The sequence below is a fragment of the Umezawaea sp. NPDC059074 genome (assembly GCF_042738955.1).
Lineage (GTDB): Bacteria > Actinomycetota > Actinomycetes > Mycobacteriales > Pseudonocardiaceae > Umezawaea.
Window position 1 is genome coordinate 21,326 of the sequence record NZ_JBHYHC010000109.1, and the last position, 10,371, is coordinate 31,696.

Below are 10,371 nucleotides of genomic sequence, written 5' to 3' on the forward strand. Positions count from 1 at the left end.
CCTGTGACTCGGCTGTACCAATCGCCGTCACGCCGTCGAGCCGGAACCGTCCACCGTGCTCACCCGGACGTGCGCGGTCCCGCACGGTTGGCCGGACCCGGTCGAGGTAACGGCGAATCATTCGCCGTCGATAATGGGTGCATGACAGACGGCTTCACGTTGGCTGATCGGATCGTGGCGTTGCTGGGACACTTCCCCAACGGGCTCACCGACGCGCAGATCGCGTCGCAGTTGCGGGTCGTCCACGACCAGGTCAACTCGCGCTGCCGCACCCTGGCCGACGCGGGCATCCTGCACCGCGACGACTTCGGCCGCCCGGTGATGAACAGCCTCGTGACCGAGCTGCCGCGCGCCGACACCAGGCGCAGCGCCGCCCACGAGTGGCACTGGGAGGGCAACGTCCACGCCGAGCTGGTCCGGTACTTCGAGATGGACGGCTGGGCGTTCCTGCGCGGCGACCGCGTGATGGCACAACGCGGCGGCAGGCTCCTGCACGTGGAATCCCGCGGCTTCCCGACGAAGAGGTCCACTTCGGACTCGAAGCCCCCGCACCCGATGGAGCAGGCCGAGAGCTGGTACGCCGACGCCCTGCTGAAGGTGCTGCGCCTGCGCCAGGACTGCCCGGAGGACATCGTCGGCATCGGCCTGCCGGACTTCGTCTGCTACCGCGAACTGCTGGCCGACACCGCGGACGCGTTGCAGGCCATGCGCATCGACGTGTACTTGGTGCGTGCGGGCGGCTGCGTGGACGCGTTGTCCATCCATTAGGACTCACGAAAACGGCGTCCGCTCCCGGATTCGGGATCGGACGCCGTTTCGCGTACTACGGCCCTACGCGGGCAGGGAGGCGACGCCCGCTTCGAGGAAGCGCTTGCCGGTCACCTTCTCCGAGATGCCCTCGCGGTCCAGGTACGGGGTGATGCCGCCCAGCCAGAACGGCCAGCCCGCGCCCAGGATCATGCACAGGTCGATGTCCTTGGCCTCCGCGACGACGCCCTCGTCGAGCATGAGCCGGATCTCCTCGGCCATGCCCTCCAACGCGCGCGCCTTGACCTGGTCGGCGGTCAGCGGGTTGTCGCCGAACTCCCAGAGCGCGGCGACCTCGGGGTCGACGGTCTGGTTGCCCTGGGCGTCCCACTGCCACACCGCGGTCTTGCCCGCGGCGACGAACTTCGCCATGTTCGGGCTCACGCTGAAGCGGTCCGGGAACGCGTCGTGCATCGTCTCGGACACGTGCAGCGCCACGGCGGACCCCACGAGCTGGAGCAGGATCAGCGGCGACATCGGCAGGCCGAGCGACTCGGTCGCCTTGTCCGCGACCTCGAACGGCGTGCCCTCGTCGATGGACTTCACGACCTCGCCCATGAAGCGGGTGAGGAGGCGGTTCACCACGAACGACGGCGCGTCCTTCACCAGCACGCACGACTTCTTCAGCTGCTTGCCGACGTTGAAGGCCGTGGCGAGCGTGGCGTCGTCGGTCTGCTCGGCGCGCACGATCTCCACCAGCGGCATGATCGCGACCGGGTTGAAGAAGTGGAAGCCCACGACCCGCTCCGGGTGCGCCAGCTTCGACGCCATGTCCGTGATGGACAGCGACGAGGTGTTGGTGGCCAGGATCGCCGTCGGCGACACGTGCTCCTCGACCTCGGCGAACACCTGCTGCTTCACCGCGAGGTCCTCGAACACGGCCTCGATGACGAAGTCGGCGTCGGCGAACGACGCCTTGTCCAGCGAGCCGGTGACGAGCGCCTTGAGGCGGTTCGCCTCGTCCGGCGACACGCGCTTCTTGCCGAGCAGCTTGTCGACCTCGCCGTGCACGTAGCCGACGCCCTTGTCCACACGGGACTGGTCGATGTCGGTCAGCACCACGGGCACGTGCAGGCGGCGGGCGAACAGCAGCGCCATCTGCGACGCCATCAGCCCGGCGCCGACGACGCCGACCTTGGTGATGGGACGCGCGAGCGACTTGTCCGGCGCGCCCGCGGGCTTCTTGGCCCGCTTCTGCACCAGGCCGAACGCGTAGAGGCTGGACCGCAGCGTGTCGGTCATCAGGACCTCGGTCATGAACCTGGTCTCGGCGTCGTAGCCGCGGTCCAGGTCGTTCTCGCGCGCCAGCTCCAGCAGCTCCAACGCCTTCAGCGCACCGGGGGAGGCGCCCTTGGTCTTGCCGTGCACGATCGCCGTCGCGCGCGCGACGGCGGCGTCCCAGCCCTCGCCGCGGTCGATCTCCTTGCGCGGCGGGGTGATCTCGCCCGCGAGGACCTTCGCCAGCCAGGCGAACGACTGCTCCAGGTAGTCCGCCGAGTCGAACACGACGTCCACGATGCCGAGGTCCGCGGCCTGCGCGGGCTTGAGCATCTTGTTCTGGTTCAACGCGTTCTCGAAGATCACCGTGACGGCGTCGTTCGCGCCGATCAGGTTCGGCAGCAGCTGCGTGCCGCCCCAGCCGGGGAACAGGCCGAGGAACAGCTCGGGCAGCGCCACGGCCGCCGCGTTCGACGCCAGCGTCCGGTAGTGGCACGACAGCGCCAGCTCCAAGCCGCCGCCCATGACCGCGCCGTTGACGAACGCGAAGGTCGGGATCGTCGAGTCGGTGAACTTGCGGAACGCGGCGTGGCCGATCTCGCCGATCAGGTCCGCCTCGGCGCGCTGGTCGCCGCTCACGGCGTTGAGGTCCGCGCCCACGGCGAAGATCAGCGGCTTGCCGGTGACCACGATCGCGGCCGGGCTCGCCGCCGCGGCCTCGTCGTAGGCGGCGGACAGGCTGAGCAGCCCCCGCACGCCGAACGTGGACGGGCGGGTGTGGTCCAGGCCGTTGTCGATCGTGATGACGGCGACCTTGCCGGACACGCCGGGCACGTCGACCAGGCGGGTCACCGCGGTCGTCACGACCTCTTCGGGGTACCGCGTCGCGGCCTCGTCCAGGGAAAGCGTGCTCACTTGGTCTCTCCCGTCCAGAGGGGGTTCTCCCAGATCACGGTGCCGCCCATGCCGATGCCGATGCACATGGTGGTGATGCCGTAGCGCACGTCCGGGCGCTCGGCGAACTGCCGCGACAGCTGCGTCATCAGCCGCACGCCGGAGGACGCCAGCGGGTGGCCGGTCGCGATGGCGCCGCCCCACTGGTTGACCCTCGGGTCGTCGTCCTTGATGCCGAAGTGGTCGAGGAAGGCCAGCACCTGCACGGCGAAGGCCTCGTTGATCTCGAACAGGCCGATGTCGTCGATGGTCAGGCCCGCGCGCTTGAGGGCCTTCTCCGTCGCGGGCACCGGGCCGATGCCCATGACCTCGGGCTCGACGCCCAGGAACGAGTAGCCGACCAGGCGCATGCCGATGGGCAGGCCGAGCTCGCGCGCGGTCTCCTCCTCGGCCAGGATGCAGCCGGTCGCGCCGTCGTTCAGACCGGCCGCGTTGCCCGCGGTGATCCGGCCGTGCGGGCGGAACGGGGTCTTGAGCTTCGCCAGGTCGTCCAGCGAGGTGCCGGGGCGCGGCGGCTCGTCGGCCGAGGCCAGGCCCCAGCCCTTCTCCGCGGAGCGGGTGGCCACCGGCACGAACTCGGGGCCGATCTTGCCCGCCGCGACCGCCTCGGCGTACTTGGCCTGCGAGGCCACGGCGTACGCGTCGGTGCGGTCCTTGGTGATGTCCGGGAACCGGTCGTGCAGGTTCTCCGCGGTCTGGCCCATGACCAGCGCGGAGGTGTCCACGATCCGGTCGGCGATGAAGCGCGGGTTCGGGTCGACGCCCTCGCCCATCGGGTGGCGGCCCATGTGCTCGACGCCGCCCGCGATGACCACGTCGTAGGCGCCGAACGCGATGCCGCCCGCGGCGGTCGTCACGGCCGTCATGGCGCCCGCGCACATGCGGTCCACGGAGTAGCCGGGCACGGACTTGGGCAGCCCCGCCAGCAGCGCCGCGGTGCGGCCCAGGGTCAGGCCCTGATCGCCGATCTGCGTCGTGGCCGCGATGGCGACCTCGTCGACGCGCTCGGGCGGCAGCTCGGGGTGGCGCCGCAGCAGTTCGCGGATCACCTTGACCACCAAGTCGTCGGCGCGGGTCTCCGCGAAGATCCCCTTGGGTCCGGCCTTGCCGAACGGCGTGCGGACGCCCTCGACGAAGACCACGTTCCGAACGCCACGAGCCACGTCGTGTCCGCTCGGTGCCGGCGCTGCTGGTGCGGCCACGGCGTCTCCTCCACGTTGAGCTGACTGGAAAGTTCGTCCGGTGGCAGCGGATGCCGCTACCGACCGGTAACACTGACTTTAGACCTCGTTACTGACCGGTAACCACCGTGGTGGCACTGTCGATCGCGTCACACCGCAATGGTGGCCTCCCGCGTGCGCGCCCGCAGAGCGCGAACGGGCAGGAACAGGAGCAGCCCGATGGGCGACGCGAGGATCGTGACGAGCAGGATCGGCGCCATCACCAGCGGGTGGACGCCCAGCTCACGGCTCCGCCGGTACATCCAGCGGCCGACGAACAGGTCCCACGCGATGAAGTGCGCCCAGCCGAGCGCGGTGCCCTGCGGCGTGCCGAGGAACTCCGCCAGCGGGCCGAGCGCGGGCGCGGACACGGCCGTCCACAGCTCCGGGAGGTTCGCGACGGCCAGCACGAGGTAGATCAGCGCGGGCGGCACGACGATCAGCGGCGAGGCGATGACCTTCTCGGTCACGGACCACGTCGGCGCGAGGATCATCAGCGCCCAGAACGGGACGGCGACCAGGAACGTGATGGAGAACAGGAACTCGGTCACGCCGCCACCGCCGTGCGAGCGGGCTTGAGGGCGCGCAGGACGCCGAGGCCGATCACGGCCAGCAGCGCGGCGAGCACGACGAGGGTGAGCGCGTCCGGGCTCGTGAGGGCCTGGCCGCGCAGCGCCTGCCACAGCGTGAGGGCGAACAGCCCGGCGTAGAGGCCCGCGGCGAGCTTCACGAGCTGCGAGCGGGTGCCCTCGTCGGCGAGCCTGGGGGAGCGGACGAAGCCGAGGCCCGCCGCGAACAGCGGGAGCGCCTGGAGGGCGTGCATCCCGAAGAAGTGCGGCACGCGCAGGTCGCCGCCGGTGGTGTTCCAGCCCGTGGCGGCCATCGTCGGGCCGCCGTCCGGCACGCCGACGCCGTGGCCGCCGATGACGCCGTTGACGCCCTTGGAGATGTCGTCGATCTGGTCCGGCGTGGGGACCAGCATCAGGAAGCCGACGGACAGGCCCGCGACCGAGACCAGCAGGCCGTAGCGCAGGGCCGTGCCCGCGGCCTTGTCGACGAACCTGCTGAACGCGACCAGCACGGCGATCACCGCGGTCGACGTCCAGAGGAACATCACGCTCAGGCCCATCGCGATGAACAGCGCCCGGTCGAACGCCGTGCTGACGTTGAAGTGGCTGTGCTGCCCGCGCGCCGCCTGGCCGACGATGATCACCATCTCGACGGTGCTGGTGACCGCGATGATCGTGCCGAGCGGCCCGCCGACCTTGCGCGCCTTGGTGGGCAGGCTGAGCGCCCACGACAGCGTGATGCCGTAGAGCGCGAAGGACACGGCGAACTTGAACGGCTTGAACCAGATCGGCGCGCCGTCGAGGGTGCGGTCGTCCACGAGCATCGCGAGCCCGGTCAGCGGGATGAAGGCGACCATGGCGACCGTGAAGAGCATCAGCGGCGGGTGCCAGCCCAGTGCTTTGCGCACCATCGGCGTCTCCGTTTCTGGATAGTGACACTGTCTACTATCAGGAAGGTAGACTATCCGTGTTGTGCCGGCTACACGAGAGGGGTCCCCGTGCGCATCTCGGAGCTGAGCAGGACCAGCGGCGTCCCCGTGCCGACGATCAAGTACTACCTGCGCGAAGGCCTGCTGCCCTCGGGCGAGCGGACCGGCCGCAACCAGGCCGACTACGGCGACGAGCACCTGCGCAGGCTCAAGCTCGTGCGCGCGCTCGTGGACGTCGGTGGACTGTCGATCGCGGCCGTCGGCGAGGTCATCGGCGTGCTGGAGACGTCGGACATCGTCACCCACCAGGTGCTGGGCGTCGTGCAGCGCAGCATGGGACCGGACGAGCCGCCCGCCGCCGACCCGGACGCCCACGCCGAGGTGCTGGACTTCCTGGCCCGCCGCGGCTGGGAGCGGATGGCCGACGACCCGGCCGTGCAGTCGCTCGCGAGCGTGCTGTCGACGGCGCGCAAGCTCGGCCACCTCAAGTTCGCGGGCCAGCTCGACGCGTACGCCGAGGCGTCGGTCGGCATCGCCCGCCAGGACCTCGACTACGTGCTGCTGCACTCGCAGGTGGACGACGTCCTCGAAAGCATGGTCATCGCCACCGTGCTGGGTGACGCGGCGCTCGTGGCGCTGCGCAGGCTCGCGCAGCGGGACGCCTCGGCCCGACTCCTCGGCGAGGAGTGAGGCCGTCGGGTCAGGTCTCACGGGGGAGCGCGCCCGGAACGGCACGGGCGGTCTGCGTCGGCGGGAACCACCGGACGATCTTGCGGAGCATTCCGACCTCGCAGTGCCGAGTTGGCCGACGAGGGCCAAGTGAAGCGGCACCGCACCGCTTCCACTACCCCTGACCTGCGCGTTGGTCCACTCAGGTCAGGGATAGGGGTAGTCGGTCTACTCGCTAGGGGGTGGCGGCGGCTGGAGCGCCTCCGTGAGGGCGTCGACCGTGAGGTCGACCTGCCAACGGCGGGCCCCGCCGTCGAGCAGCGCCCGCTCCACCCCTGCCGGGGTGAGGTCCTCCGGCGGCTGCCAGCAGGTGCGGCGCACCAGGTCCGGCAGCAGGAGGTTCTCCACCGGCAGCGTGTTGGCCTCGGCGATGGCGGTCAACGCCGCCCGCACCGCTGCCAGCCGCACGGCCGCCGCGGGATCCTTGTCGGACCAGCGGTTGGCCGGGGGAGGGCCGTCGTGATGGGGGGAAGGCTCCGGCAACTCGGTGCGCGGCAGCGCGGCGGCGCGCTGCAAAGCGCCCAGCCACGTGCCCACCATGCGCCGTTGCGCCCGCCCGCGGAACACGGGGAGCGCAAGAAGCGCCGCTTCGTCCGCGGGATTGCGGACGGCGGCGTCGACGAGAGCGGCATCGGGCAGCACTCGGCCGGGCGCGATGTCGCGTTCGCGCGCCACCGAATCCCTGGTCTCCCACAACGCGCGCACCGCGGCCAGCTGCCGGGGGTTGCGGATGCGGTGGATACCGGAGGTCCGGCGCCACGGTTCGGCGCGAGGACGGCTCAGCGGCGCGTTGCGCGCCGCCTCGAACTCCTCGTGCGCCCATTCGAGCTTGCCCTGGCGTTTGAGCTCCTGCTCGAGCACGTCGCGCAGCTCGACCAGGAGTTCCACGTCGAGCGCCGCGTAGTTCAGCCAGTCGGCGGGAAGGGGGCGGCGCGACCAGTCGGCCGCGCCGTGCCCCTTCTCCAGCCTGTAGCCGAGCAAGCGCTCGACAAGTGTGCCCAGAGCGACCCGGTCGAAACCAGCCAGCCTGCCCGCCAGCTCGGTGTCGAACAGGACGCTCGGATGGAGGTCGAGTTCGGCGAGGCACGGGAGGTCTTGCGACGCCGCGTGCAGCACCCACTCTGTTCCTTCCAGCGCCTCGACCAGCGGATCGAGCCGACCGCCGAGGGCGATCGGATCGACCAGCACGGTTCCAGCGCCTTCCCGGCGCAGTTGCACCAGGTAGGCACGTTGCGAGTAGCGGTAGCCCGAGGCTCGCTCGGTGTCCACCGCGACCGGACCCTTCGCTCCGGCGAGAGCCGTGGCTGCTCGCCGGAGCGCTGACAGGTCGGACACCACTGGCGGAACCCCCTCTGCGGGTTCCGTCAGCGGTACCGGTTCTGCTCCGGTTGGTTCGGTTGGCTCGTCGGCGGGTACGTCCACGACGGATGACCCTATGACGAACCCACCACTCGCGGGTGTATTAGGCCGGTTCAGTGCTTCAACCAGCTCAGCGGATCACGCCGGCACGCATGGCCAGCGCCACCATCTGAGCCCGGTCACCGGTGCCCAGCTTGCGCCCGATCCGGCTCAGGTGGGACTTCACCGTGAGAGCCGAAAGGCTGAGCGCTTCGCCGATCTCCTTGTTGCTCTGGCCATCGGCGACCAGCTGGAGGACCTCGACCTCACGCGCGGAAAGCTCCCGCGGAGTGTTGTCGGTGCCCGGAACCCTGGTGCCCGCAGCGAGCACCGGAGCCACACTCGGATCCGCGTAGACCCCGCCGTCGAGAACCCTGCGCACCCCGTCGGTGACCACCATGGGCGAAGCCGACTTCAGGAGGTACGCCTGAGCGCCCGCCTGGAAAGCCGACCGAACCGCATAGGGGTCGTCGGAGGATGCGAGGACCACGATTCGCGGCCAGCCCTGGGCACGGAGTTCCGTGACCAGGTCGATGCCGGTGCCATCCGGCAGGCCCAAGTCGAGGATCGCGAGGTCGCAAGGTCCGGTTGCCAGAGCCCGCGCCCGAGCCTCTGCAACCGATGCGGCCTCATGCACTGTCCCGGCTCCCATTTGGGTGAGCCGAGCCGATATCGCCTCCCTCAGCAGTGGGTGGTCGTCGACCACCAGCACTGAGAACAACTCTTCCCGCGGGTGCGGGACCATGTTCGCCGGCAACGAGCCGGCTGGCGTGGTACGAACGGCCTGACCTAAGCCGACGGCAGCCACGTCACTACCTCCCTGGAGTCGGTCGTGCCCCCCGACCGGCACCGGGACTTTCGGCCAATCAGCCGCGCCACTGATCGACCGAAAGTGGTGTCGTCTGGGGCAGCGTAGCCGCCCGAGAGGGTCTACGGGACGATCAATCGGGTATCTATCCCTATCGAGTTGTGACTGGTGACCCCTTCTGTCACACGATCGGCTGACAACTGGATGGGGCCGTAACGCGAGTCTCACTCACAACGACATCTAGGAGTTTCCTGTGGCGAGCAGCACAAGCCGGGACCGTGCGCAGGCACTTCTCGACCGATTCCAGCTCGCCGACGGGCACAACGACCTCCCGTGGGCGCTCCGCGACTTCTTCCAGACCGACAAGAACAGTGAAAAGTCAACGGGCCGATCGGAGGGCGAGGACGTCTTCGCGACGGCGGCGAAGGTGGACCTGGCCGTCCGCCAACCCACACTCCACACCGACCTGGTGCGGCTCCGCGAGGGCCGAGTGGGGCTTCAGTTCTGGTCCGTCTGGGTCCCCTGCCGGTTGGCGGGCGACGCGGCGGTGACGACGGTGCTGGAGCAGATCGAGCTCGTGCACTCGCTGGCGGAGCGGTACTCGGACGATCTGGCGATCTGCTCCACCGCCGACGAGGCCGAGGCGGCGTTCGCGGCGGGGCGGATCGCGTCGTTGCTCGGGGCCGAGGGCGGGCACAGCATCAACTCGTCGTTGGGGGTGCTCCGGGCGTTGCGGAGGTTGGGGGTGCGGTACATGACCCTCACGCACAACGAGAACACGCCTTGGGCGGATTCGGCGACGGATGCGGCGGTGCACGGGGGGTTGTCGTCCTTTGGACGGGAGGTCGTGCGGGAGATGAACCGGATCGGGATGCTGGTCGACCTGTCGCACGTGGCGCCTTCGACGATGCACGACGCGCTGGAGGTGTCGTCTCGGCCGGTGATGTTCTCGCACTCGTCGTGCCGGGCTGTGGCCGATCATCCTCGGAACGTGCCTGATGAGGTGCTGGGGAAGTTGGCCGGGAACGGTGGGGTGTGCATGGTGACGTTCGTGCCGCAGTTCGTGTCGGCGGCGTACGCGGAGTGGGATGCGGGGTTGAGGGAGGCGATGGACGCGGCCGGGGTCGCGCACAACGACCTGGAGGCTCGGGGGGTTTTCGCGGAGACGTGGAGGGGTGGGGGGACGCCGCCTCGGGTGACTGTCGCGGATGTGGTGGCGCATGTGGAGCACGCTCGGGAAGTGGCCGGGGTGGATCACATCGGGCTGGGTGGGGATTACGACGGGGTGAAGGCGTTGCCCGAGGGGTTGGAGGACGTGTCCACCTATCCGAACCTGTTCGGGGAGTTGGTGGAGCGTGGGTGGAGTGATGAGGAGTTGGGGAAGTTGGCTGGGGGGAACGTGTTGAGGGTGCTGCGGGACGCCGAGTGATCTTGGTGGGGCGGTCTCTAGTGATCTTGCAGGTGCACGTGCATTAATACTGTGCAAGTTGGGGCTTGGGTCGGGTCGCTGGGAGTGTCGGACCCCGTGGGTAGCGTGTGTATCGGGGGTGCTCACGTCTGGGGGACCCCTGGTTCCGCTTGAAGCGGTCGGGGTCGCGGGTCCGTGGTTGGCCGGTGGTGTTGTGCGGGCTAACCCCCGATTGCGCCAATTATCCCACCCTTTTTCGTCTTGTCAAGGCTGGAAATTAGCCAATACAAAAGGGAAAATTGTGGGGGGGCAAAAACAAAAGGGGGCCGCC

General features: G+C 69.5%; 9 protein-coding genes. 3 read left to right on the forward strand and 6 right to left on the reverse strand.

The window, feature by feature from the left end:
• Positions 1-141 precede the first annotated feature (141 nt).
• Positions 142-768, forward strand: a complete 627-nt coding sequence (locus tag ACFWW9_RS34455; RefSeq protein WP_390386365.1) for a hypothetical protein — start codon at positions 142-144, stop codon at positions 766-768.
• A gap of 63 nt (positions 769-831) precedes the next feature.
• Here the strand turns inward: ACFWW9_RS34455 and ACFWW9_RS34460 are convergent, their stop codons facing one another.
• The 4 genes from ACFWW9_RS34460 to ACFWW9_RS34475 all read right to left on the reverse strand — a co-directional run bounded on the left by ACFWW9_RS34460 (position 832) and on the right by ACFWW9_RS34475 (position 5,679).
• Complete coding sequence (locus ACFWW9_RS34460; protein ID WP_390386366.1) at positions 832-2,940, reverse strand: 3-hydroxyacyl-CoA dehydrogenase NAD-binding domain-containing protein; 2,109 nt, start codon at positions 2,938-2,940, stop codon at positions 832-834.
• The gene (locus tag ACFWW9_RS34465) at positions 2,937-4,181 is read right to left on the reverse strand and encodes a thiolase family protein (RefSeq protein WP_390386368.1); all 1,245 of its coding nucleotides are present in this window, start codon (positions 4,179-4,181) and stop codon (positions 2,937-2,939) included. Before ACFWW9_RS34465 ends, ACFWW9_RS34460 begins: the two co-directional genes overlap by 4 nt.
• A gap of 128 nt (positions 4,182-4,309) precedes the next feature.
• Positions 4,310-4,750: an ABA4-like family protein gene (locus tag ACFWW9_RS34470; protein WP_390386370.1), complete on the reverse strand. Its 441-nt coding sequence runs from the start codon at positions 4,748-4,750 to the stop codon at positions 4,310-4,312.
• Entirely contained in the window at positions 4,747-5,679 is a 933-nt protein-coding gene (locus tag ACFWW9_RS34475) for a hypothetical protein (protein WP_390386372.1), read from the reverse strand. The genes ACFWW9_RS34470 and ACFWW9_RS34475 overlap by 4 nt, the downstream gene beginning before the upstream one ends.
• A gap of 87 nt (positions 5,680-5,766) precedes the next feature.
• Here ACFWW9_RS34475 and ACFWW9_RS34480 point away from each other — a divergent pair, with 87 nt between their 5' ends.
• The gene (locus ACFWW9_RS34480) at positions 5,767-6,387 is read left to right on the forward strand and encodes a MerR family transcriptional regulator (RefSeq protein ID WP_390386373.1); all 621 of its coding nucleotides are present in this window, start codon (positions 5,767-5,769) and stop codon (positions 6,385-6,387) included.
• 207 nt (positions 6,388-6,594) lie between these two features.
• On the opposite strand, the gene ACFWW9_RS34485 is transcribed toward ACFWW9_RS34480, so the two are convergent.
• Entirely contained in the window at positions 6,595-7,848 is a 1,254-nt protein-coding gene (locus ACFWW9_RS34485) for an HRDC domain-containing protein (protein WP_390386374.1), read from the reverse strand.
• Between the two features lie 67 nt (positions 7,849-7,915).
• The gene (locus ACFWW9_RS34490; protein WP_181320591.1) at positions 7,916-8,569 is read right to left on the reverse strand and encodes a response regulator transcription factor; all 654 of its coding nucleotides are present in this window, start codon (positions 8,567-8,569) and stop codon (positions 7,916-7,918) included.
• Positions 8,570-8,885: 316 nt separating this feature from the next.
• Here ACFWW9_RS34490 and ACFWW9_RS34495 point away from each other — a divergent pair, with 316 nt between their 5' ends.
• Positions 8,886-10,061 (forward strand): dipeptidase, encoded by a 1,176-nt coding sequence (locus ACFWW9_RS34495; RefSeq protein WP_390386376.1) that lies wholly within the window; start codon positions 8,886-8,888, stop codon positions 10,059-10,061.
• The last annotated feature ends 310 nt before the right edge of the window (positions 10,062-10,371 follow it).

Coding starts and splice junctions, on each gene's coding strand:
- ACFWW9_RS34455 (WP_390386365.1), top strand. CDS start 142: ATGACAGACGGCTTCACGTTGGCTGATCGGATCGTGGCGTTGCTGGGA.
- ACFWW9_RS34475 (WP_390386372.1), bottom strand. CDS start 5,679: ATGGTGCGCAAAGCACTGGGCTGGCACCCGCCGCTGATGCTCTTCACG.
- ACFWW9_RS34490 (WP_181320591.1), bottom strand. CDS start 8,569: ATGGTCCCGCACCCGCGGGAAGAGTTGTTCTCAGTGCTGGTGGTCGAC.